The sequence below is a fragment of the Gynuella sp. genome, from assembly GCF_050297175.1.
GTDB lineage: Bacteria > Pseudomonadota > Gammaproteobacteria > Pseudomonadales > Natronospirillaceae > Gynuella.
The window spans coordinates 521941-547797 of the sequence record NZ_JBNKSF010000035.1 but is presented as its reverse complement, the minus strand read 5'-3'; the positions used below and the strand labels follow the sequence as shown (position 1 = coordinate 547797).

At 45.9% G+C, this 25857-nt stretch carries 16 protein-coding genes; 9 read left to right on the top strand and 7 right to left on the bottom strand.

The genetic code is table 11. The features are described from left to right. Nucleotides 1–100: 100 nt before the first annotated feature. The 6 genes from ACQY6I_RS15495 to ACQY6I_RS15470 all read right to left on the bottom strand — a co-directional run bounded on the left by ACQY6I_RS15495 (nt 101) and on the right by ACQY6I_RS15470 (nt 8483). Complete coding sequence (locus ACQY6I_RS15495) at nt 101–412, bottom strand: rhodanese-like domain-containing protein (protein WP_428242401.1); 312 nt, start codon at nt 410–412, stop codon at nt 101–103. A 253-nt stretch (nt 413–665) separates the two neighbouring features. After that, nucleotides 666–1127, bottom strand: a complete 462-nt coding sequence (locus ACQY6I_RS15490; RefSeq protein WP_428242405.1) for an FKBP-type peptidyl-prolyl cis-trans isomerase — start codon at nt 1125–1127, stop codon at nt 666–668. A 147-nt stretch (nt 1128–1274) separates the two neighbouring features. Beyond that, nucleotides 1275–1835 carry an HNH endonuclease gene (locus ACQY6I_RS15485; RefSeq protein WP_428242400.1) on the bottom strand — a complete coding sequence of 187 codons (561 nt, stop codon included), beginning with the start codon at nt 1833–1835 and terminating at the stop codon, nt 1275–1277. 382 nt (nt 1836–2217) lie between these two features. Then, nucleotides 2218–3279, bottom strand: a complete 1062-nt coding sequence (gene chvE / locus ACQY6I_RS15480) for a multiple monosaccharide ABC transporter substrate-binding protein (protein WP_428242399.1) — start codon at nt 3277–3279, stop codon at nt 2218–2220. Between the two features lie 211 nt (nt 3280–3490). Beyond that, nucleotides 3491–5893: a putative bifunctional diguanylate cyclase/phosphodiesterase gene (locus ACQY6I_RS15475; RefSeq protein ID WP_428242398.1), complete on the bottom strand. Its 2403-nt coding sequence runs from the start codon at nt 5891–5893 to the stop codon at nt 3491–3493. A 187-nt stretch (nt 5894–6080) separates the two neighbouring features. Beyond that, the gene (locus tag ACQY6I_RS15470; RefSeq protein WP_428242397.1) at nt 6081–8483 is read right to left on the bottom strand and encodes a putative bifunctional diguanylate cyclase/phosphodiesterase; all 2403 of its coding nucleotides are present in this window, start codon (nt 8481–8483) and stop codon (nt 6081–6083) included. Between the two features lie 179 nt (nt 8484–8662). Here ACQY6I_RS15470 and ACQY6I_RS15465 point away from each other — a divergent pair, with 179 nt between their 5' ends. The 8 genes from ACQY6I_RS15465 to ACQY6I_RS15430 all read left to right on the top strand — a co-directional run bounded on the left by ACQY6I_RS15465 (nt 8663) and on the right by ACQY6I_RS15430 (nt 21777). After that, entirely contained in the window at nt 8663–11284 is a 2622-nt protein-coding gene (locus tag ACQY6I_RS15465; RefSeq protein WP_428242396.1) for a LuxR C-terminal-related transcriptional regulator, read from the top strand. Nucleotides 11285–11521: 237 nt separating this feature from the next. Then, the gene (locus ACQY6I_RS15460) at nt 11522–12082 is read left to right on the top strand and encodes an outer membrane beta-barrel protein (RefSeq protein WP_428242395.1); all 561 of its coding nucleotides are present in this window, start codon (nt 11522–11524) and stop codon (nt 12080–12082) included. Between the two features lie 135 nt (nt 12083–12217). Next, a complete protein-coding gene (locus ACQY6I_RS15455; protein ID WP_428242394.1) occupies nt 12218–13192 on the top strand; it encodes an NAD(P)-dependent alcohol dehydrogenase in 975 nt (324 codons plus the stop codon). 243 nt (nt 13193–13435) lie between these two features. Beyond that, nucleotides 13436–14146 carry a DUF4386 domain-containing protein gene (locus ACQY6I_RS15450; protein WP_428242393.1) on the top strand — a complete coding sequence of 237 codons (711 nt, stop codon included), beginning with the start codon at nt 13436–13438 and terminating at the stop codon, nt 14144–14146. A gap of 1027 nt (nt 14147–15173) precedes the next feature. Further along, entirely contained in the window at nt 15174–16034 is an 861-nt protein-coding gene (locus tag ACQY6I_RS15445; protein WP_428242392.1) for an HDOD domain-containing protein, read from the top strand. An 845-nt stretch (nt 16035–16879) separates the two neighbouring features. After that, nucleotides 16880–18214, top strand: a complete 1335-nt coding sequence (locus tag ACQY6I_RS15440; protein WP_428242391.1) for a cellulase family glycosylhydrolase — start codon at nt 16880–16882, stop codon at nt 18212–18214. 692 nt (nt 18215–18906) lie between these two features. Then, nucleotides 18907–19506, top strand: coding sequence for a hypothetical protein (locus ACQY6I_RS15435; RefSeq protein ID WP_428242390.1), 600 nt, complete (start codon nt 18907–18909; stop codon nt 19504–19506). 1194 nt (nt 19507–20700) lie between these two features. Next, nucleotides 20701–21777, top strand: a complete 1077-nt coding sequence (locus tag ACQY6I_RS15430; RefSeq protein WP_428242389.1) for a threonine aldolase family protein — start codon at nt 20701–20703, stop codon at nt 21775–21777. A gap of 59 nt (nt 21778–21836) precedes the next feature. Here ACQY6I_RS15430 and ACQY6I_RS15425 read toward each other — a convergent pair whose 3' ends face one another. Then, nucleotides 21837–22985, bottom strand: a complete 1149-nt coding sequence (locus ACQY6I_RS15425) for an iron-containing alcohol dehydrogenase (RefSeq protein ID WP_428242388.1) — start codon at nt 22983–22985, stop codon at nt 21837–21839. Between the two features lie 661 nt (nt 22986–23646). Between ACQY6I_RS15425 and ACQY6I_RS15420 the strand changes: the two genes are divergently transcribed. Continuing rightward, the gene (locus tag ACQY6I_RS15420) at nt 23647–25809 is read left to right on the top strand and encodes a M4 family metallopeptidase (RefSeq protein WP_428242387.1); all 2163 of its coding nucleotides are present in this window, start codon (nt 23647–23649) and stop codon (nt 25807–25809) included. The last annotated feature ends 48 nt before the right edge of the window (nt 25810–25857 follow it).

The window sequence follows — 25857 nt, the reverse complement described above, 5'->3', positions numbered from 1 at the left end:
AGGCGATCAGAGCCTGGTTGCAACGGGTTGAGCAATTGCCTGGTTTTGTGCCCATGCAGACGATCGCTATCGGATTGCGGGCCAACTGATTCCTCTCACCTCAAACGGCTGTGCAGCGGGTCCACGCTTCATAGCCTCCCTGAACGCTATAGACGTCGGTAAATCCAAAGCCGTTGAACAGCTCTGCCAGGTGCTCACTGCTGTGACCGTGATAACAATAGATGATGATCTTGCGGGATTTATCGCCTTTGCGAATCAATGATTCCACCAGTCGGTCATGAGAGTTCATAGCGCCATCAATATGACCGGCCTGATAGTCTGCGGCTTTGCGGCAGTCGAGTAACAATACGTTTGGATCTGATAGATGTTTGGTCAGTTCGGTGACCAGCATTGTTTTGACAGTTGAGTGCATGGCTGATTCCTGTATTCGGTGTAGGCTATTCAGCTGGCAATAATGCTGCCATTCCGGTTCTCGGCAGTGTTCGGGAAAATCCCGCTTTTTCAAATAGTTAGCGTTAGTCGATAAGTAAAGTGATTGTCATACCTGCAGCGTTGCTAGCCGGCTGTGCTTGAATTGTCGGATTTGTGACAAGGGTAGGGGGGTTAGGGAGTGGGGGATTGTGCAGTCAGTGCCGGAAAGGGTTCCGACACTGGAAAACAGCGTATCAGTGTACGTGACCGTGACTGATTTCTTCTTCAGTGGCTTCGCGCACTTCGACGACGGTGCCATCAAACGACAGGGTTTTACCGGCCAGAGGGTGGTTGCCATCAATGGTGACTTCGTCGCCGTTGACTTCTGTAACGACGATTTGAATAGGACCTTGAGGACCTTCAGCATTGAATGCCATACCGGGTTCAACTTTATCCACACCTTCAAACGCGTTCATTGGCACTTGTTGGATCATGGCATCGTTGTATTCGCCATAGGCTTCAGCAGGCGGAATAACGGCAGAAAATGAGTCACCAGGCTGTTTGCCGGCCAGCGCTTTTTCCAGTCCGGGAATGATGTTGTCGGCACCGTGCAGGTAAGTTAACGGGTCTTTACCTTCAGAACTGTCAATCACTTGCTGATTTTCGTCGGTCACGGAGTAGTGGATGGATACAACTTTATTGTCTTCGATCATAATGCCGTCCTCTTTAAATTGCGGCAGTTGGTTTGGGCGGGAATGAAGATAAAAACGACAAACGCGCAGTTAACAGGCGCAAAGCCTAACAAATCCGGCACCGATAAGACAGACCTGCTCAGCCGGGAAGGGGGATCGCTAGTAGCTGGGTCAGGCAGCCCAGCTTCGTTGACCGCTAAAGCGTGACTGCAGATATTCCATTTGGTCTGCCCGGATCTGGCGGTTGGCAAGGTACATGAATTCAAATCTGTTTGGTGCAAATGGAATGGCCAGTAGCCCCATGCCTGCCTGTTCGGGGGTGCGTCCGCCTTTGTGATTGTTGCAGCGTACGCAGGCTGCTACTACGTTGGTCCAGTTATCACGACCGCCCTGTACTTTGGGAATAATGTGGTCCCGGGTCAGTGACCGGTCATCAAATTGAAAGCCGCAATACATACAGCGGTGATGGTCGCGGCGGAATAACAAGCGGTTGCTGAGGGCGGGTACGAAGTGGTGTTTTGAGATTTCGCCTTCGCAGGCAATGATAGGGGCAAGTAATAGATAGGAGCGTTGGCCAGAACGATTGTGGCCGCCATTGATTCGCAGGTGCTCACTGCCCAGTGTCCACAGCACCTGCTCTTTGACATACAGGGTTGCGGCTTCCTCCCGGGTAATCCACTCCTGCGGTAGCCCGGTTTTGTTTAATCTTAATATCCTAATACGGTTGCTCATTTCACTGACCTTTTGCAAGTTAAAGTGCTGATGCTCATCCGTACCTGGCCGTTGTTTGGCGCAGATATATGGGAATTTATATTTTCATATTAATAATCAGACAGTTATGTTGCCAAATTATTAATCAGCGACAAATAACCTTTACGTTTGTCTGAGTCAATATTGGTTTTTATATTTTTCAGATAACCCGGGGTTTTTTTTCGAAAATCAATCATGGTTGTTGATAGATCAACAGAGCTGCAAGGCCGGTCAAAGCTATGATTGACCAGGGAGTGCAATAGAAAAATGTTGACGATTGGTAGGTGATACTGAGCAGGAATGATTCAGAAAGGGTGATAAATGTATAGGTAGCTAACTTTTATCACCCGACTGATTATTTTGGTTACTTGATCTGATCCATGGTGTAATAACCACTGTCGATCAGCACTGACTTCCAGTTGCTGGCGTCCACGCTGACGGGTTTGAGCAGGTAGCTTGGTACCACTTTGACACCGTTGTCATAGGTTTTGGTGTCGTTGATTTGTGGTGTACCGTTTTCCATCAGTGCCTGCACCATGCTAACCGTTACTTTTGCCAGTTCACGGGTATCTTTGAATACCGTGGAAGACTGATCGCCGGCGATTATGGCTTTAATGGATTGAATCTCAGCATCCTGACCGGTAATGACCGGCATCGGTGTACCTTTACTGCCGTAGCCCAGCCCTTTAAGGGAGGAGATGACCCCTATAGCCAGGCCGTCATTCGGGGCCAGCACGGCATCAACTCTGGCGTCGGTATAGTAGGCGCTGAGCAGGTTATCCATACGTGATTGAGCGGTTGCGCCATCCCAACGCAGAGTGGAAACTTTATCCATTCCCATCTGCCCGCTTTTAACAACCAGTTTGCCACTGTCAATGTAGGGTTGCAGCACAGACATGGCGCCATTGTAGAAGAAGTAGGCGTTGTTATCGTCCGGTGAGCCGCCAAACAGTTCTATATTGTAAGGACCTTTACCAGATTTCAAACCGAGTGCATTTTCGATATAGCTGCCCTGAATCACACCCACCTGGAAGTTATCAAATGTCGCGTAATAGTCGACGTTGGCAGAACCACGAATCAGGCGGTCATAGGCGATGATTTTAATATCCCTTTCAGCGGCCTGAGACAGGACTCCGGACAAAGTTGTGCCATCAATAGCGGCAATGATCAATACATCGACGTCATTGAGAATCATGTTTTCCAATTGTGCCAACTGTGTCGGCAGGTCATCATTGGCGTACTGTAGTATGGTTTCATAGCCAGCTGCATGGAATTGTTCAACCATGTTGTTGCCATCGGCAATCCAGCGGGCAATTGTTTTCTCCGGCATAGCAATACCGACTTTTCCGGCGGCAGATGCATTGGCGGAAACCACCAGGGCGAGCAGACAGATCAGATGGGTAAATCGGAGTAAGACAGATTTCATGTTTTCTCCTTGAGTCCGGCCAGAATGCTCTGGTAGACATCTATGTTGTTGTTTTTGAAAAGGAAAAAATTACCGGAACATTTTTGATGCTCCAGTAATTAATTTATCACACAAAATAAATTAAGGAAAAGGATTTGAAACAGATATGGAAAAATAAATTCTAGAGCCGAATAAAACTCGAAAATTATCTCATCTGCAAAATGCTGCTTATTTATGAGTGGCTGAGTTGGGTATTTTCCCGTTCCAGTAATACTGCAAATTCTCTCATTTCCACGGCCGGACTTTTAAGGTAACCCTGATAAGTTTCACAATGGTTTTGGCGCAAAAACGCGAGTTGCTCTTCAGTCTCAACGCCTTCAGCAACCATGCGGAAATTGAGACGGTGCCCCAGTGAGATTATCGTTTGGGTCAGGTCGACACTGTCCGGATCAGAGGGAATACCTTCGATAAAACTGCGGTCGATTTTTAAGGTATTAAAAGGAAAATTTTTAAGGTGCGCCAGTGACGAGTATCCGGTACCAAAGTCATCGATGGCAATGCTGATGCCCATATCCCGCAATGTTTGCAGCTGCGGGATAATATCCTTTTCCCGTTCCATTAAGGTGCTCTCGGTGATTTCCAGTTCCAGTAAGTGTGGCGGAAAACGGGTTTGTTGCAGGATGTTCGTTGTGACTTCCACTAAGTTGACAAACCGCAGCTGATACGGTGATACGTTGACCGACAATGTGATTGGAGGTAATCCCTGATCCAGCCATTGCCGGCCCTGTTGACAGGTTTTGGCTAGGACGTGTTCACCGATCATTTCAATCAATCCGGTTTCTTCTGCCAATTTTATATATTGTTCGGTAGGAATCATTCCGCTTTCAGGAGTCCGCCATCGGAGCAGAGCTTCGGCACCGGTGATATTTCCGGTTTTAACATCGCACTGTGGTTGTAGAAAGACTTCCAGCTGGTTGTTGTTGATGGCGTCGCGCAGGGCGGATTCGGTTTTCAGCCGTTGCCGTAAGGAGTCGGAAATATCCTTGCTATACAGTCGCCAACTGCCGCGTTTGGTTTGTTTTGCCTGATAAAGGGCGGCGTCGGCATGTTGCAATAGCAGTGATGGGCTTGAGCTGATAGCTGGATACTGGGTGACGCCCGCGCTCGCAGAAATGTGGACTTTGGCATGGTTGGAAAGATTCAGTGCCGGCTTGTGTAACAGGCTCAGGCAGTGGCTGGTAAATTCGCAAGCTTGTTCGATGTTGATATCCTCCATCACCAGACAGGCGAATTCATCGCCGCCGATTCGGAACCATTTTCGGGAAAAGTCGTCGTTTTGTTGCAGCCTCATGGCCACTTCTTTCAGCACTTCATCTCCTTGAGGATGGCCATAGCTGTCATTGACATCCTTGAAATGATCAATGTCCAGAATAATCAGCGTGGCACAATCGTATTTTTTGATTTTGTTCAGTAGTTGCTCAAGCGCTCGTCGGTTAGTGAGGCGAGTGGTGACGTCGTGATCCGCCAGAAAGGCAAGCCGTTTTTGAGTGTTTTTCAGCTCATCGATACGCAGCAGTGTGGCTACATAGCCGACAATTATATTCTCTTCAAAGATCGGGCTGATGGATGCCATGATATCTTTGAGAGTATGACCGGTTACGATGTATGCCTCGGTGCAGATACTTTGGCCGGCATCAAGTTGTTTTTGAATGCTTTTGTTGTCATCGGTTTGAATAATATCCCAGAAGTGTGTTTGGGCACCGGATGTCAGTCCGGTAATTTCACAAAATGCCGGATTCATTTCTTCGATAGTGTAAAAACGGTCTGTTACCACCACTCCTTCTGAAGAATGTTGAAAGAATGCTGAGGATATTTGCTGCAGGCGTTCGCTTTTGATGGCTAATGTCATCAGCCGCTCATCCGTCATTGTGTCAAGTGTGCGTGATATGGTGTGCCCACGAATATAGAGAATGTATTTGGGCCAGTAGAGGACGAAGAATAATAACAGCGGCAGACTGAATGATACGGCCAGTATCAGTTTTGCAGACATATCAGTCATCACCACGGTAGGAATATTACTGTAGTTTGTTGGCGAATCCATTTCTACATCCAGCAGCAGAATGGCAACAAACAAGGCAATGTAAGCGGCTGCCAGCAAGATGGGCTGGCGGACAAGTTTGCGTATTCTGGTCAGAAGATAGAGCAGTACCAATATTTTAAGAAGGGTTAATGCAAATCCTGATAGCAGCACGGTCAATGACAGGTGGATAGGGTGAGTCGGTTGTATTCCGGGATGAAAGAGTGATAAGCCATGCCGGAGTTCTATCAATACCACGCTGAACAGGGTAATCAGTAAAAATTTCCGTAGCATATGTCTATAGACAATCAAATGTGGTTCGACGATATGAAAAATTATGACTGTCATCAGTAACCCGCTATACAGGAGGTTATGGCCTGATACTGTGAGGCTATCAGTGATCGGAATGGTATAAGTACGCCCAACAAATTCTGCCAGGATAATCAGCGCGGTCAGGTAAACATAAAATGCGACTTCGCGGACGAAGTTTGGCAAACGGACCAGATAAAGCGCAAATGAGGCATATAGCACAACATGAGCTATATAAAGTTCAGGCATATTGGGAATCATTCATTAGTACCAGGGGGCGCTATGAATACGATATCGTTGCGTGTTGGTCAAACTCTGGGTGTCGTATACTTCCGGAAACGTCTTTTTTTTAAGGCGTTGTGACAAATGAGGTCATATGTATGTTAGGCGGGGCAAAAATGAACAAAAAATATCACCTGTCAAGCTGTGGCCTTAATTAAGCCAGCTGTTCTCTCGGATCAATCAGTTTTATAAACGCCGGTGCCGGTAATGGCGGACTTTTAAAATACCCTTGATATGTGTCACAACCGTATTGTTTGAGAAAGTCAAGCTGGGCTTGTGTTTCAACTCCCTCTGCCACAATTTGATAATTCAGATTGTGGCCAAGACTGATAATGGTTTGGGTCAACTGCCGGCTATCCCGGTTAGCAGGTATACCTTCTAGAAAGCTACGGTCAATTTTTAGTGTGTCGAGAGGAAATTTTTTTAAGTAAGCCAATGAAGAATAACCGGTTCCAAAGTCGTCGATGGCAATGCTGATTCCCATTTCTCTTAGCGCCAACAATTGAGGAATAACTTCCTGTTCCCGTTCCATTATCGCGCTCTCGGTTAATTCCAACTCCAGCCATTCGGCGGTAAAGCCGGTTTCTGTAAGAATGCGTCGGGTCATGTCCACGAGATTGACGAAACGTAGCTGGTAAGGAGAAATATTGACGGAAAGTTTCAGCGCAGGCAGGTTTTGGGTGCACCACGCTTTCCCCAGTTCACAGGTCTGGCGCAAAACCAGTTCACCGATCTGTTCAATGAGCCCCGTTTCTTCTGCCAAACGAATAAAGTCTGATGGCGGAATCAGTCCCTTATCGGGATCGAGCCAACGAACCAACGCTTCGGCACCGGTCACACGACCATTTTGAACATTGCACTGTGGTTGAAAATAGACCGTCAGGTGACCTTGCTGTAGAGCATCCCTAAGTGCATTTTCCAGTTCCAGTCGTTGTTTTAGAGCTTCGCTCATGTCCTGATTGTACAGCGTAAAGCTACCACGTTTGGTTTGTTTGGCATGATATAAGGCGACATCAGCCTGTTGTAACAGTTGCTCCGGCGTTTTGCACAATTGCGGATAACGGCTGACACCGATACTTGCGGAGATATGTATACGAGCGTAGTTGGGTAGTTCGAATACTGGTACAAGCTGCTGCTGGATGATACTGGCATAAGTGAGCAGTGCCTGAGTGTTGATATTGGTGTCGAGCAGAACAGCAAACTCATCGCCACCGATACGAAACCATTGCCCCTCATTGATCGCCAGCAGTCGTTGGGCCGTTTCTACCAGAACATGATCTCCCATCGGATGGCCATAGCTGTCGTTAACATCTTTGAAGTGATCCAGATCGACGATCATTAAGGCTGTGTCGGCAGTAATGCCGGTAATGGTTTGTTCCAGGGCGCGGCGATTGGGTAGTTCGGTGGTAACGTCGTGTTCTGCCAGAAACGCCAGGCGTTGCTGAATATTCTTAAGGTCATCAATGTTCACCAGAGATGTCACATGATTGACCAGTCTACCTTTCTCAAACAGTGGGCTGATTGACATCATTGTCGATAGCAGGGTGCCGTCCCGGCTTATCATACAAGCCTCAACCTGCAGACTGTGGCCGTTTTCCAGTTGCTTGGAAACCGATTCTTTTTCCACTTGTGTGACGATTGTCCAAAGATTTATCTGTGGAAGTTGTTGATAGCCGGTCATCTGCAGAAACGCTGGATTGGCGTCTATAATTTCAAAATCGGCATCGGTGACTACGATACCTTCTGAAGAATGTTCAAAGAACGCACTGGACTGCTGTTGGAGGCGTTTGTGATGTGCCATCTCCTGCATCAGCTGACTACTGTTCTGAATCATCAGCGACCACTCAAAGGGTGCTTGATGGATATAGCGCTCAAATCGTTCACGGTAGAAAATGGCAAACAGGTACAGTGGAACGCTGAATGAGCTGGCCAGCAGGATCTTACCCGGCAGATTGCCAATGATAATCTGTAGTACCTCGGCATTCGAACCAAAAGCGATCAGTGGGAACAGAGCTCCATCGGCGCAAATGACCCCAATGAACAGCAGAATGTAGCAAAATGCCAATATGTTTTTTTGGCGAATATATTTACGCAACCATTCAAACGTGATGATCAGGAACAGCAGTTCCAGAATGATCAGGACCCCTCCGAGAATAATAAACGCTGCGGATACTTCGAACGGGCCGGCCGGAACGTTAAACGAATTGACGATGCCAGGCTGGCTGAGCGAGAGATTCATCAGCCGGGCCAGTAAAAAATTAAACAGATCGGCAATGATGACCAGTCTTACCACGTGTTTGAGAATGATCAGATTAGCTTCTGCCAGAACGAACAGCGTGACGGTCATCATAAAGGCGCCATACAGCAGATTTCCGCCAGATAGCAGGATGTGTTCGCTAATGGGAATTGAATAGATTGAGCCCACAAATCCACCAAGAATCAGCAGTGCTGTCAGGTAGCCATAAAAGGAGACTTCACGAATAGCATTCGGGAGCCTTAAAAAGTACCACGCGAACAACGCATAGAGCACCACGTGAGCAATATAGAGTGCAACCATAAAACGCTCTTGGTGTAAGGAGTTGGATACCAATACGGTATCTTTCCATTCCGGTCAACTCAGAATTGAGAATTAAAGCCTTATCGAATGGTTGACAAGTGCCGTACTGGAACCCTAAAAAGCACCTAAACCATTGTTATGATTTTCCAGTTTTCATTGTCCAGGAACTTCTGCTCACTATGCCCGATACGATTCTTGCGAGTAAGTTATATCAGCCGCCGCTCAGACAGGGTCGGGTGTTTCGCCGGGATTTGATTGCGCGTCTGAATGCCGGTTTGCGTGGCCGTGTGACGCTGGTTTCCGCACCGGCTGGATTTGGTAAAAGCACTTTGATCAATGAATGGATCGGACAGTGTGAATGTGCCGGTGCCTGGCTTTCGCTTGAGGCGGCTGATGCAGAGGCATTACGGTTTGTCCGTTATCTGGCTGCTGCGTTGACCACCATTGATAAACGCTGTACGGCTCGGACGATGGCACTGTTGCAATTGTCGCAGTTGCCAGCGATAAAAACGATCTTGACCGCCTTGTTGAATGATCTGACTGCATTCGGAACGGAGTTTGTGCTCGTGCTGGATGATTATCATGTTATTGATCAGGAAGAGGTGGATGCCGCGCTTGGTTTTCTGATTGAGCGCTTGCCTCCCAATGCGCATGTGGTGATCTGTACCCGTGAAGACCCAGGTATTCCACTGGCTCGCTGGCGGGTGAGAGGAGAAATGACAGAGTTGCGTGCTGCTGATCTGCGATTCAGCACTGCAGAAGCGGCGGAGTTTTTGGGTCATACCATGCAACTTAAGCTGCGCGAAGCGGATATTCAGGCACTGGAAGTGCGCACCGAGGGATGGATAGCTGGCTTACAAATGGCGGCGCTATCATTGCAGGGGCGCAATGACGGCGAAGCATTCATTCAAGCTTTCACTGGCAGCCACCGGTTTGTTATTGATTATCTGGTGGAAGAGGTACTGCAACAACAGTCGGCATCCCTGCGTAGTTTTCTGCTGCAGACATCCATATTGGAACGGCTGTCCGGAGATCTGTGCGATGCTGTCACTGGACAATCCAATGGTCGGTCAGTGCTGAGATCTCTGGAGCAGCTCAATCTGTTTGTCATTCCACTGGATGACGAGCGCCATTGGTATCGCTATCACCATTTGTTTGCTGAGGCCCTGCAGGCCCGGTTGCAGGTTGAATATGAATCGTCTGCATCACAACATCTTCGCGCCAGCGTATGGTTCGAACAACAGGGTGATTTTGAAGATGCCATTTACCATGCGTTGAAGGCGCTTGATTATGAGCGCGTCGCGAGTCTGGTGGAGTGTTGCTGGCCGACCTTGCGTTTGACTGCCTCGGAGCATGTGTTTTCGTGTTGGATGCAACAGTTACCGGATGCTGTTATTCGTAGCCGGCCGGTGCTCAGTGGTTATTTCGGGTTGATTTTGTTGTCTGCCGATCTTGATCGTGCTGATTCATATTTGTCGACCGCGGAAACACTGATTGCGTCAATGGATGCAGGGCAGACAGACGTCATCAGTGTGTCAAACCAAGCCGCACTGGCACAGATACCTGGGATTGTTGCCATCGGAAGGGCCTATTATGCCGGCGCAACGGGGGATTTTGCCGGCATTATTGAACATGCTCACCAAGCGCTTGAATGTCTGCCCGAGCAGGACTTTGTTTGGCGCAGTTCTGCCGGTGTGTTGCTTGGACTCGCCCAGTGGAATATGGGAAATGTCAGAGCTGCCCGACAGGCGATCAGTGACGGTGTGGCCAGTATGAAAGTATCGTCGGACATCAGTGCGATCATCAGTGCTAGCTATTTGCTGGCTGAAACCGAAATGGCTCTTGGGCGTCTGCAACAGGCCTATGAAACGTGCCAAAGTGTTCTGCAATTGGCCTCTGGTCAGGGGGAATGGGTTCCCCAGGGAACGGCCGATGTACATGTGCTTGTCAGTGAGATTCTGTTGGAAAGAGGCGAACTGGAGGCTGCCATTGAGCAGTTGAATCGCAGCCGTGAACTTGGCGAGTCGGCCGGACTGCTGGAGTCCCGCCATCGCTGGTATATTGCCATGGCACGGATAAGACAGGTTCAAGGGCAGTTTGCAGAAGCTGCTTATTTGCTGGCTCAGGCCGCGCAGTTGCAGTTGGCTGGTCCGGCTCCGGATGTTCGTCCGGTATCTGCTTGGCAGGCGCGGTTGTGGTTGGCCCAAGGAATGTTCAATCGGGTGGCTGATTGGGCCGACAGCACGGGTTTGCATTTGACGGATGACATTCCCTATCCTCGTGAATTCGAATATCTGACGTTGGCCCGATGGTACCTTTTACAACCAGACCGCTGGCAGCAAGGGACGCTGGCTGATTTGCAGGCGATGCTGGGTAGGATGAGGCAGACGGTTGAGGCAGATGAACGGGATGGATCTCTCATCGAACTCCTGTGGTTGCAATCCCTGACTCAAAGACTGGCCGGTCAGACGCAATTGGCGGTGCAGACATCTATTCGTGCAGCGACGCTTGCTGGCCAGGCTGGTTATGTGGCTATCAATGCTGAATTTGAATCATTGGCAGTAGTGATCATGACAACGGCTGTGCCAGCCGGGCAGTCCTCGGGTGAGTCATTGAGCGAGCGTGAGCTGGAAGTATTGACTCTGTTGGCTGGTGATCTGAGTGGCCCGCAGATTGCTGACAGGTTGTTTGTCTCTTTGAATACACTGCGTACTCATACCAAGAACATTTATCAAAAGCTTGATGTCAATAACCGCCGTGCGGCTGTTACTCTGGCCCGGCAATTGGGCCTGATTCCCTAAACCCTCCATTCTGATCACCCCACAAAATCACCACATGTGGTGATGTGAAACTCACTTCAACTGAATAATCTCTATTCCGAGCACGGCAAGCTGTCAAGAGCGATGCCGGGTTCGGTACGCAAATAACATTTCTGCTAACTGGAGTTTCAAACTCGCAAAATGTTATCAAGATAATGATCAGTGGCCTTCGGAAAGTGCTACTGAACATCAGTTTAATTACACAATGGAGATGTAATCATGAGTAAACATACGGTCATTCAACTAGGCTCTTATTTGCTGTTGGCGCTGGCAGCACCAGTCACACTGGCGACCGGAAACTTGAGTGGTGTACTGGGCCACAAATGGTTGGGAGATGACTGGTCTCATCATGATGAGCAGGATTCTATCGGTATATTGTTGGATGTCAGACCTCAGAGTTGGCCTGTCAGTCTGGCCTTCGATATTTTTGGTACTGGGAATGAAAAAGACGATGGGGCCGTTGGTGTGACCGACTACACCGCCGAGGCACATATTGGTTTACGTAAATATTGTCATTTGAGTGAGGGATTGTTTACTCCCTATATAGGTGGAGGTCTGGCGCTGGTTTACGCTGAGGAGGAGGTTCGATCTGACATCACTGTAAAATATGAAGACCATGGCGCAGGAGTATGGCTGGGTACTGGCGTACAGATGAATTTGAGCCGTCAGTTCAAAATGGGCTTAGATATCCGTTATTCCTATGCTGACGTTAATCTTGCCAGCGATGAGCGCAATGGTGGTGGCATTCATGCCGGAATCAGTCTCGGATATCACTGGTAAGTCAGATAACGGCAGGTGTTTATTGAAGCCGAAACAGTCTTGTTGTATGGATAATTTTTCGGCTTTATCGTTCAGGACAAACATAAATGCTTGTCGTTGTATTGTGATGCAGTTCGATGAGCCAGGAGAGACATAATGAAAGCCGCTGTCTTTGAACAATATGGAAGCCCTGAAGTCGTTTCAATCAGGGATATTGAAACTCCCGTTCCGAAGGCCAATGAGGTGTTGATTAAAGTGCATGCCAGTACTGTTAGCGCTGCTGACTGGCGTATCCGCAGTTTGTCAGTGCCCCGAGGATATAGCCTGATTCTCCGTTTGGCTTTCGGTTTTTTTCGGCCCAGAAAATCTGTTTTGGGTGTCGAAATTGCTGGTGAAGTGATTGCGACAGGTCCTGCCGTTACTCGATTTCAACCGGGTGATCAGGTCTTTGCTCTCACGGGAAGCCGACTCGGCGGGCATGCCGAATATTGTACTCTGGGCGAAACGGATGCGATTGCCCACAAGCCGATTAATGCTAATTACGAACAGGCAGCGTGTCTGGCTTTTGGCGGAACCACGGCGTTGGATTTCCTGCGTCGCCATGGTGATATCCACTCTGGCCAGAAGGTGCTGGTTAACGGTGCCTCGGGTGCGGTGGGAACGGCAGCGGTTCAACTGGCAAAATACTTCGGTGCCGAAGTGACTGCCGTGTGCAGTCGTGCCAACTCAGATCTGGTTCGGAGTTTGGGTGCTAACAGAGTCATTGATTATCATCGTGAAGACTTCACCGACGATGGTGAAACTTATGATTTGATCCTGGATGCGGTGGGAACGGCTCCCTGGCAACGATCAAAACAATGCTTGTCTCCTCAGGGGCGGTTGTTGGCAGTCGTGGCTGATCTTTCCGATAACTGGAAAGCGTTGCTGGTCTCACGACGAAGGGGGCGACGACTGGTGACCGGGGTTGCCCGTGAGAGTGCCGAGGATTTGCGTTTCCTGGCGCGATTAATGGAAAACGGTGTATACCGGCCAGTCATTGATCGTCAATATTTTATTGAGCAGATAGTTGAAGCACATGGCTATGTGGATACCGGACATAAACGTGGCAATGTGGTTATTGTTATTCAGTGACGATGATAAACACTGCGATGCACTCCACTGAAGGATGGCGAATAAAAGTCTGTTTTGGAATGCTTGCGGTAATTGAAAATGTCTCTGGATAAACGGCTGGGAAAGAAATCATGAATACGCCCCGTTTTAGAGTCATTTTGAATATATTCCACTGGAATTGAATGCAGTATCTGTACTGCATTCGGTCTAAAGCGAGGTGTACCCACCTCAAATACCCAATGGCTAACTTGTGAGAATCCAAAGATGAATTCAATTACCAGATACCCTGTTGTAGGGCGCGTGGCGGGTGTTCTATACCTATCCATTATTGCATGCGGGTTGTTCAGCGAAGTTTTTGTACGAGGTGAACTCATCGTCAATGATGATCCAATTACCACTGTGTCTAATATTAAAGAGTCTGCATTATTATATCAGTCCGGTTTTGTCGCAGATGTTCTGATGCTGCTGTGTGATGCTGCGGTCGCGGGGCTGTTCTATTGCCTGTTCAAATCGTCCAGTCAGATGTTCGCCATGCTGGTAGCTATTTTCCGTATGATTCAAACGGCGGTGCTGGGGATGAATCTGTTAAACTACTATGCTCCCTGGCTGGTGATCAATACTGTTACAGATGATTTGCAACAACAGTCGCTGATCATGCTGTTTTTGGATTTGCATCGTTATGGCTATGACCTTGGGTTGATTTTTTTTGGTATCTCCAATGTATTGCTTGGAGTGTTGTTTATGCGTTCGGTCAGACTGCCTGTGGTACTTGGGATAGGGTTGGTAGCAACCGGGTTGATCTATCTGACTGGCAGTTTCACCCGTTTCGTAACACCGCAATGGGTGGATCTGGTGCAGCCGTCCTATGTGGTGGCTTTCGTGGTAGAAACCTCTTTGTGTATCTGGCTGCTATCAGGTGGAAAAAGAAAATCTGCCAGTGTTCTCTCAGATGACGAGCGAAATGATTGTGTCTGAAGTAAACCTTGTGAGTGAGCCCTTGTATCACTTCAATCGCCCGCCGGGCAAATAACCACACCGCATCATGTGCTGCCTTTGCCCATTGAGTGACGGACCTTCGATACCCGGTCATTTTTTAGAGGCCCTAGTTATTCACTTCTCTAGCAAAAACAGATTTAGGGTTTCTGGCATGCCGCATGTGTTGTCCTGAAAAATCAAAAAATAGTAATTATTGAAATATTTTTTCATGTTTTTTCTATTGACTATCATGGTTAGCTAGTATTTCAAATTTCTTGGTTAGTGATTTTCTAAATCCAGTAATTTTTTGCATGGAATCGCTTATTTTTTAGAGGTTAAGTCATTTTCTCATCTATAGATGAGCTGCACCTGTAGATATTTTCATTTTTCGAAAACCTTCCATATGATTTGAGAGTTTAAGAAATAATTGAAACGATTTTTCAATTTTGTTGTTTTGGGTTTTTAGTTATCTTGATAATTTAATGGTTTAGAAATAGCGTTGGAACTGGTGGGTCCGGATGAAAATTTCTCCTGATACAGAAAAAACTTATTTTGATAATAAATTGTTCAGAAGTTGGAAATTTGCACAATAAAGTGTTCTTTTTGTGAGCCTTTCCCATTGTTTTTTGGTGATACAAAAATAGCTTGAAATATAAAGAATAAATTGCCTGCAATGAAAATATTTCAATTCAATAATGTGATGATAAATTATCACTTGTCGTCAGGGGTTTAGCTTTCATAATATCGACGACAGACCGGTAATTATCCCTCTGGTTACTATTGCTCAAAAACGTATGAATTGTAATTAAAACAGTAAGTTGCCTGTTTTTTTGGGAATTAGCCGTAAGTTAGCCAGATGATTGTTGGGACCCAGAGAATATCCGTGATATAACCGTTGTTTGTCTGGCAGTAAACCATTTGAAGCGGCACCATATGGACAAGTTATTCATTGACAAAGGTATCGTGCCATTTCGGTTATAGAGGTGCGGCTGGGCTGGCTTATTGGTCTCAACCGGCGCAAATTATAATGACTTACTTTGATCACCATTCCAGCGTTTATCGTTCTGTCATACAGCAAGTGATGGCGGATCCGGCGCAGTTGCCTTCATTGCCTGCTTCCACTTTTGAGTTACGCAAAGCAGTGAAGGATCCTAACGTCGGCAACGAAGCATTGGCTGCAATCTGCTCCTGCGATCCTGGTTTTGTGGCGCTGTTGGTGTCTGCAGCGGCAAGTCCTCTCTATAACAGAGCTCATCCGCCGAATACAGTCAGCGCCGTGGTGGGGGTGTTGGGTCGAGAGAAAGTCGATCGTCTCGCTATGGTATATTCGATCAAGAGCCTGTTCGTATTTCGCTCCATCCGTATGAAAAAAGTTTATAGCCAGATTTGGGAGCGTGCAGCTTTGACTTCCGGGATCAGTGCTCTGATAGCTAAAAAGTATACCCGTGTCAATGTCGAAGAGGTTCTCATGGCAGGATTGTTAATAGAGCTTGGGACATTGGCGATACTGAGTGCTTTAAAGGAAGTGGATGATTTTCCCAGTACGGAGGAATTTGATCTGCTCTGCAAAGAGTATAGCAAGAGCCTGGCGGCCATCATGCTAAAAAAATGGATGCTCGATGATCAGGTGATTCACGTCATAAAGTCCAGTGGTTGCTGGTTTGATAGTCTTTCTGATCAGTTAAGTATCGTTGATATGGTTAATTTGGGTTTGTATTGCGCTTTGAAGCGAACCAGTCCAGACCATCATTTACCCCCGATTAGTGACGTCGCGGCTTATCGAAAGTTGCCTCAGGCGGCACAAGATGTTGATCAATACGGGGTCCTGGCTTTGGTCAATGATCATGAGGAAGAAATTCGGTCAATACAAAAATTGTTGACTGTTTAGTCGTCGTATTTGTTATTTCGATATCGTGCAAATCTACCTTGATGATAGTTGTCCCAAGCCATCGTGTATTTGTGTTTTCAGGAATTTCAGGAAAACCAACTCATCACCAGGGCGCAGGAATATTCCGGTTTCCTCTTGTTAACGTGGATGTTGCGGGGACTGGCGACTTTTTGCCGCCTTAGGCGTCGTCCGAATAAGCTGTTTTGCCTGTCTGGATGAATTGCTATATTCCAGAGCCTGAGTTGCTGGTTGGGGCGCGTTTGTCTGAAGAATCCATTTCTCGTTGTATGATAACCCTTATCGTTTTTAGGTATGAACTTATATGAAGGTGATTTGCCGGTTTTAGAGAAATATTGACAACCAATAAGGCAGGCTTATTTCTTAGAGCATAGTGACTTAAGGTAGTTATATGCATTTGAATAGCCCTCAAAGCAGTACTGTCACTTACGATGTGAGCGTTTTTTGATTTCAGGCATCGATGTGTAATGTCTGATCAGCTTACTGATCGCCCCCGCTGAAGTCAGTTCAGAATACTTCTGGTATACACGGTTTTAACCGAGCCGAGATACGAGAGTCACGTATCCAGAAGTATGTCGATTCCAATTGTTGTACGTAAAGCTGAATGGATTTGCTTCGTTCTATGGTTTATATCCGCCCACCTGATAACGACCAGACCAAAGCATCCTACGCATTGGTATTGTAGAAACCATGATACAGTAAGCAGGGGTGCATGTTGTCGGGAGGGGTATCAAGTCACTACTACTAAATTGGAGAATATGCTCATGCAGAATTTTCATTTTCCGGGAAATTTTTGGATTAAAGCGCTTTGGCAAACAGCTGTCATTATGTTGATTTCAATATCATGTCAAGCTGGATTTTCAGTTTCCGGAACGCAACTGCTGGATGGCAATGGTAACCCTTTTGTCATGCGCGGAATCAACCACGCCCATACTTGGTTTACCAATCGAACTACTCAGGCAATAGAGGATATTGCTAGTGTCAAGGCGAATACTGTTAGAGTTGTTCTGAGTAATGGTTATCGTTGGAATCGGACCTCAGCCAGTGAGGTTGCAGATATTATCCAACAACTAAAAGCACACAAGATGATTGCAGTACTGGAGGTGCATGATACCACTGGTTACGGTGAGGAGAGTGCTGCTGCTTCCCTTGATAATGCGGTGGATTATTGGCTGGATATCGCCAGTGTGCTGGAAGGTGAAGAAGACTACGTCATCATTAATATCGGAAATGAACCCATTGGCAATAACGTCTCATCGAGTGTCTGGATTAATGATCATATGGATGCTATTCGGCGCCTTCGTGATGGCGGTTTGACCCATACGTTGCTGATTGATGCTCCTAGCTGGGGACAGGATTGGGAGCAGGTTATGCTGAAGCACGCAGCCACTGTTGCGACTGCAGATGATTTGCATAATACCGTTTTCAGTGTGCATATGTACCAGATATACCCCGATTACAATTCGGTATACAACTACATTACCCAGTTCCTGGATACCAATCAGGTTCCATTGGTAATCGGCGAATTCGCTTCCGTAGGTTATCAGGGTGCCAGTGTAGATGTGGACTCTATTATGGCCCTTTCTGAGGAAATGGGGCTTGGCTATATCGGTTGGTCATGGTCTGGCAACTCTGGTAGCCCGGAGTCTGAGCTACTTGATATTACACTTGATTTTAATCTGAACAATCTTTCTGAGTGGGGTGATCGCCTGATTAATGGTGAGAACGGTATCCGGGCTACTGCCCAACCAGCAACAGTGTTTACCGGTGATGACAACAACGGCGGTGACAATGGCGGTGATAACGGTGGCGACAACGGCGGTGACAACGGTGGTGACAACGGTGGTGATAATGGCGGTGATGACTCCTTGGTCTCCTGTGAAGTGACTTCTGAGTATACATGGGGCACGGGTTATCAACTTGAGGTTAAAGTCACCAATATCAGCAACGCGCCTGTTGAGCACTGGCAAGTTAGCCTGGAATATCAAGAGGCACCTGAGCTGACTAACTTCTGGAATGCAGATTTGACTGCTGATGGGGTAACAGTACTAGCAGATAGTGTTAACTGGAATGGTAGTCTCGGAGTTGGTAGCAGTACTTATTTTGGGGTCCAGGGTAATCACGACGGAAGTTTTATCTCACCATCCTGTTATGGTAACTAATATATATTTGATGATTTGACTATCAAACCCGGCGAAGTTTGCAAGTGCCAAGGAATGGCTCCGCCGGGTTTAACTTCTCTACTGCGGTGATGATCATGATAATTTGTTCCTGATCATCATTCTCGCTCTCATAAAAAACTGATAATCTTTTTAAAAAAAACTAAACAATTTTCATAGAGTAAAGAGGTAAATTTGCCGATTTACAGGGTTCCTGAAGTTGATTTCCAGGTGTGGTTACTGTTTTGTTATCAGGTTTAAAAGATTAAAGTAAACGATATCTAATAATATGTTAAAAATAATAATACTATTTTGATTAAAAACTATTAACGGGCTTGAAAAGTTTTATGAAACACGGTACTCCTATCTACCGAAGAGGCAATTTTATTTCAGTTATGACGGCATTGAGTCACTAGAAAAACTCCGAAGCTGGACATGGCTGTATGAAAATGCTTCAGGAGTTTGTCTTGTAAATGATAGTCGATAATATTCTCGAACGATCATATAGATGCACTCGCTCTGTTTTGGGGCAATTGACAAAAAATACCTGTTAATTTTCCGTAAAATCAATTTATTAGATGATTAGCTGGGCAATAGTTTGGTAAAATAATCTGATATATATTGACGGTACAGCAGCAGCGGCTGTTTCTTAGGGACAACCATAAAAAGTTTTTTTGCTACTCCAGGCATATATTATGGCTGTAAAAAAGAAAACCACACCTTACTCAAATGTACGATTTTATGATGTCGGCGAACATGCTGGCGGTTTTGTTGGCTATCGGGTCTTTCAGGCTAATATCAAGAAGTCCCACTATTTCAGTATTAAACAACTCGGTAAAAGAGAGGCGAAAAAGCAGGCGTACGCGCTGGCCGAAGAGCTGCAGCGAGAGTATCCCACTTTCGCAAAGATACGCTCCTCCCGTAATAACCGTAGGTTGTTGGATATAGGTTTACCGGCTGGGATAGGCATTCAGATTGATGTTTTGCACAGGATCAGGGATTCCGGAGAGGCATACTGGAACTTTGCACCAGTGTTTGTGGTTGAAACGTATATGAATCCTAAGATTGATATCAAACGTTTTTCAATCCGCCTCAATGGCTACGAAGCAGCTTGGGAGATGGCTGTAAACCGCTTCGCTAAACAAAGGAAGTTGAAGCGTCAGGAGAAAGAAGAGCTCCTGGAAAACATACCTGACCGTGAAGCATTCATGAAATTACTGCGGATGAAATTAAAACAATATAAGGATCTTGATCCTAAAGTGGACCGCAAGAAGTTCAAGGGAATCCTTCAGTAACTGCGCCACTCGGTACCTTTTTACCTCATCCCTGCCAGGTTCCAGTTAGGATAAGCGGTGTACCTGGCAGATACCATGTATCGTTAGCTCTCTTGTATGACAATTCCATGATTTTACGATTTTTATCTATAAAAATAGTCATTTTCCTCATTTCTTTGCCTTCTACAGGTGGTCAATTTTCCAGTCTCCGTGAGAAGCTAGGCCTCAAATAATTATTGCTTTATGTTTTGGTTGGTCATGACATAAGGTTTCTTTCTTGGTTTTTAAAGGTATATATCTGTTGCTCTGATGTAGAGCGGGTAGGACTGTTTTTGCCTTTTGAGGTCTGGCTTGTTTGGTATCTGTTTAAAGACGGAAACCTACCGTCTTTTTTAAATTTAAATTTTTGATTTTATAAAATACCAAAAAATTATCGGGATAGTGTTTCAAAATTATGAATATCATTTGAACTTTTTGGGTATACAAATAGTTTATTTTCTCAAACTAAACGTCGTGTGTTGAAAATATTTCTATCCAGATATTAACGGCTCGGGTTTTTAACTGGATGTGTAATGTCGTTTTTTCTGTTTATATTCTTAGGAATACTAAAACTATAAGTTTTTTAAGTTAAATATAGAATTTGACCTTGGCTATATTGGCTTTGCAGTTGTAAGCGATCCTGTCTTGGGTTTTTCTGTTAACAGGATAAGTAAGCTCGGATTATGTGTCGGGAGTTTGTGTTTCAGCGGTCAGAGGGATGTGATGACCGATATTATGTGATCATTTTCTGTATATATTTGAAGATGCCAAAGATGCGTACGATCAAGTCCATTGTTTAACCTGATCTCTGACTATTTGAAGGTTGATCTCAAGGCTAGTGTGCAGGCTGGCGCTCAAGCGCTTAATCTATAAAGCATTGCTTATGAGGGGGATCCGTGTATTCAACCTCATTTTTATATGGGTTAATAAAGGTGTCCTGTTGCGTTGATGGCGATCCATATTATTCGATGAATAACAATCTACCTGATATCTGTATGTGAACCAATCAAGATGCGGGCCAGGGCTGTCGCTGCTTTGGTTATGTAGAGAGGGTGATGTTTCAGATAAGTCAGTTCTTTAGCGTTGCTTGAAAATGTTACGGTGACAAAAAAGCGGTTGGAGCTCGGACAGGGAATCCGTACCATCCAGATATCATTAGTATGAAGGAGAGAAACAGTGTTTTTTGGCAGTGACAATCAGGCGGGAGCCTCAAGCCGTATTTTGGAAGCTCTGGTGAAGGCCAATGATGGATTTACCCCGGGATATGGTGAGGATCAATGGACTCAGCAAGCCGTACAGGCAATATGTGAGCTATTTGAATGTGACGCGGAGGTTTATTTTGTTGGCACAGGTACTGCGGCCAACTGTCTGGCTCTTGCTGGCGTGGTACAGCCCTGGCAAACCATTCTCTGCCATGGTGGTGCGCACATTTATATGGATGAGTCCACTGCACCGGAGCTGTTTACTTCCGGATCAAGGTTACAGCCGATTTCACAGGGACAAGGTAAAATTTCTGCTGATCAGCTGGATCAGTATATGACAGGAGATGCTTATCATCCTCCTCATAATCCTTTGCCAGGTGCCTTGAGCATTACTCAGGTGAGTGAGGCCGGGCTGGTGTATTCAATTGAAGAGTTGACTGAATTGTGCACGGTGGCGAAGCGACATCATTTACCTGTACATATGGACGGAGCCCGTTTTGCCAATGCTGTCGCTGCATTGGATTGTTCGCCTGCTGATATCACCTGGCGTGCAGGCATTGATGTGTTGACGTTGGGAGCGACCAAGTGTGGCGCTCTGTGCGCGGAGGCAGTGATATTCTTCAATAAAGAGCTGGCAGCTGGTTTTGAACATCGGCGAAAACGAACCGGTCACCTGTTGTCAAAGGGAAGAGTCTATGGTGTACAGTTCTCTGCGTGGTTACAAGATAACCATTGGCTGGATCTTGCTCGCCATGCTAACCATCAAGCGTCCATGTTGGCAGAAGAGCTGCTAAGTTATGAACAAATAGAGTCCGCTTGGCCGGTACAGGCTAACGAATTGTTTATGATCATGCCTGGTGCGTTGGTTTCGTTTTTGACCGAATCTGGTGCTGTATTTTATGAATGGTATCCTGATCAGATTGCTCCGGAGTGTCATTTAAGCAAAGATGAAAAAGTGGTCAGGATGGTGACGTCATTCTGTACACGTGATGAGCATCGAGAGGAATTTTGTAAACTCGTCAAACAATACTTCGAGAGCCCGGTACAATAACAGCATTCATCGCAGAACGGCATTACCGTTCTGCGATCTGACTCTTTTTTCCTCTACGGCTATTCTTGACCGTAAAAAGCCGCCATATATATAGCTTTAACATCTTCTACGCTTGGTTTTCCGGGATTGGTCAGAGTACATGGATCTGCATGAGCATTTTCACTCATATGTTGTAAGACGTCCCGAAACAAAGATTCGTCAAATTTAACTTCAGAACATTCTCTAAAACAATTTGGAATATTTAATTTTGAATTCAGTGTGCTGACTTCTTGGGCGATATTATCAATATCAAGTAGTCGTTCCAGTTGCTCATACTTTTGGGTGAACTGCCGGTTAAAGCGAATGATATATGGCAATAGAATTGCATTTGCCAGACCGTGCGTAACACCAAACTCTCCCCCTATTTTATGGGCCAGCGAGTGAACCAGTCCAAGTGACGCATTGGTGAACGCCATACCTGCCAATGCAGAAGCATTATGCATATTGAACCGGGCTGCTTTGTTATGTGGTTCTTTGTAGGCAGTTTCAATGTTGGCAAAAACCAGTCGGATAGCTTCCACAGCATATGGATCGGTAAACGAGGTTGCGGCAATAGAGGCATACGCTTCCAGTGCGTGAGTCATGACATCCATACCGGTGTTAGCGGTAACATGCGCTGGCATGTATTCAGGAATTTCCGGGTCAAGTATGGCTATATCCGGCACGATATCGCTTGAAACGATGGGATATTTTATATGTTTTTCAGTATCCGTAATCACAGAAAAAGCAGTGATTTCAGATGCTGAGCCACTGGTGGATGGGATGGCGACAAAACGGGCTTTATTGCGTAAAGGGGGCATGGAGCCCACGGCAATGATGTCTTCAAAGCTGATCTGAGGGTGTTCGTAGAAACACCACATGACTTTTGCAGCATCAAGTGCGGAACCACCGCCGATTGCAACGATCCAATCGGGTTCGAATGCTATCATCGATTTTGCTCCACGATGAACGGTGGCGACGGAGGGATTGGGTTCGACGCCGTCGATAATAATGGATTCCATCCCTGCTTCCGTTAATAACGTTTGAATCCGGTCGAGAAAGCCAAAGCGTCGCATTGAGTTACCTCCGGTAACAATCGCGGTTCGCTTTCCCCGTAGTTCGGCCAGTCTTTTTATGGCATTTTCACCATAAATAATTTCTCTTGGAACAGAGAATCGATTTATGCTCATGTTGTAGCCCTCATGTTTAAGTTCGATTGAAACTGGAGGGTACGTTAATGCAGCGAAATTAAAGTGATATTGATGGTTGTCAGCGTGTCGTGACAATAATAAATAATTTTCGATGCAGCTTGTATTGACATCGTTTATTTAAATGTTTTTTGGATTGTCGGATGTTCTAAGGTTGTTTCCTCATACTAAAGAATGGTGAATGCTGATTTTTGTTTTTTTGACCTTGTTTTCATTGGTGTTCTAGTCGTTTGATAAAAAGGGAAAAGTGCGTAAAACAAGGTACTTTATGGACTTTGTCCATATTAAGAATGATGCTAATGTTGTTTGAGTATTCGTGCGCTCATAGCATTTTTATTTTGAAGGTAATGTTGACAGTTTGAAAATATTATTTAAATTATTGTTAATGAGATCACAATTTTTTATAGATGTGATTCTCATGTTGATATCAGATAAGCATGCTAAGGCTTATTCGAGTCTTAGGTCTCGATATTTCTGAAACGGTTTTGAAAAGTGGAATTCGACAATAGAAATCCAGTTGTCTTTAGTTGTTCAGCCAAAAAAGAATAGATGTAAATTTTAGTTGACGGATATAAATCATATAAACTTTGTATGGTTCATCTATGTCCTATCAAATTTCGTCACCATTAAGAAGGATAAACAAGTGAAGATAAAAATTTCTAGTGGGGTAAGCCTACCATTGGCTTTGGCCATAGCTGTTTCCGCTCAGGCTGCTCAATATGTTCCTGCGACGCAGGCAATGTTCTCTAATGGAGTTGCAGCAAATAGCGATGCATCTTTGGACGTTGTAAGTACTCGTACACTGGCAAATGGAAGAACCATTACGCGTTATCAGCAGTCATACCAGGGGGTTCCTGTTTGGGGAGTGACTGTAACGGGTTCTGCTCAAGGAGTGGCTGTTAATCTTCGTGGCGAGGTGTTATCTGACATTTCTACTGATGTAACCTCAGTCAAACCAAGTATCAAAAGTACTGCGGCAGTTAACACTGCGATGACGCAGGCAATTGTTGATCGCTCTACTCAAGGTGTCACAGTTGGTGCGTTAAGCTTATCTACTCTGAAATCCTCTGCTGAGAACCTGAATCAGTCTTTGTACATTTATGTTGACGCTCAAAATAAAGCACACCTGGCTTACCTGGTGTCCTGGGTGGAATACACTTCTGAGCCGACTCGTCCGTTTTTCTTTATCGATGCACATACTGGTGAGGTTTTGGAACAGTGGGATGGTCTGGCTCATCGGGATGCTGTTGGCCCTGGTGGTAACACCAAAACCGGAAAGTATTATTACGGTACTGAGTTTCCTGAAATGGAAGTTAATAGCGACTGTGAAATGAGTACTAGTAATGTCGATACAATCGATATGAAAAACCGCACTTCCGGTGGTTCTGTCTTTTCGTTTGATTGCCCAGAGAATACTTATCAGGAGGTCAACGGAGCATACTCTCCTTTGAATGATGCGCATTTCTTCGGAGGTGTGATTTTCGATATGTATAGCGATTGGTACAACGTTGCGCCGTTGACTCATAAGCTACGGATGCGGGTACATTATGATCGTAATTATGAGAACGCTTTCTGGGATGGCGCTCAGATGACCTTCGGTGATGGTGGCAGTACTTTTTTTCCATTGGTCAGTCTTGATGTTGCTGCTCACGAGGTCAGTCATGGCTTTACTGAACAGAACTCAAACCTGCGATACAGTGGCCAGGCCGGTGGTATTAATGAAGCGTTCTCAGACATGGCGGGTGAGGCTGCTGAGTTTTACATGAAAGGTACCAATGACTGGATGGTCGGTGAGCAGATCTTTAAATCCAGCGGTGCACTGAGATACATGAATGATCCAACCAGAGACGGTAGTTCTATCGATAATGCGTCTGACTATTACGCTGGTTTGGATGTGCACTATAGTTCTGGTGTATTTAATAAAGCATTTTACCTTCTTGCTGAAACCAGCGGTTGGGATACTCATAAAGCGTTTGATGTCTTTGTACTGGCTAACCAGAACTACTGGAGTTCAAACAGTGACTTCAGTGATGCGGCCTGTGGTGTCGTAAGTGCCGCTGGCGATTTGTCTTACGATGTGGATGCGGTATACGCTGCGTTCAGTGCTGTTGGTGTTGATACTAGTTCTTGTGGTGGCACTGGCGGTGATGGTGGTAACGGTGGTGATGAAACGGTTACGCCAATTGAAAACGGTGTACCTGTCTCCTTGTCTGGTGCTGTCCGTAGTGTCACGTATTATTCAATCGAAGTGCCTGCTGATGCGACCTCTCTGAAGATGGTAATGGCAGGAGGAACGGGTGATGCAGATATGTATACCCGTAAAGGCAGACTGCCAACCACGACTACTTATGATTGTCGTCCATACGAATCTGGTAACAATGAAAGCTGCTCTGTGTCTTCACCCAGTGCGGACACCTATTACATTATGATTCGTGGTTACTCAAAATATTCCGGTGCGACTTTGACGGCCAGCTATTCCACTGGAAGTGATAATGGCGGTGGTGAAGGGGATTCCGGAACTGAAACCGACTTGAGTGCTGATTCTGGCGATTGGCTGTACTTCCCAATCACTATTCCTTCCGGGGTGGCTTCTTTTGACATTACAACCGATGGTGGTACAGGTGATGCAGATTTGTTCATCCGTAAAGGTTCGCAGCCAAGCAGACTCAGCTATGATTGTCGTTCCGCAGGCAGCGACAATACTGAAAGCTGTACTGTCGATAGCCCAGCTGCTGATACTTGGTATATTGGTATAAGAGCTTATAGTGCATTCTCAGGGGTTACTCTGGAATGGTCTTATCAGTAATCAACGCAACATCATTTAGCCGGGATTATTGTTCCGGTTAAGTATGAT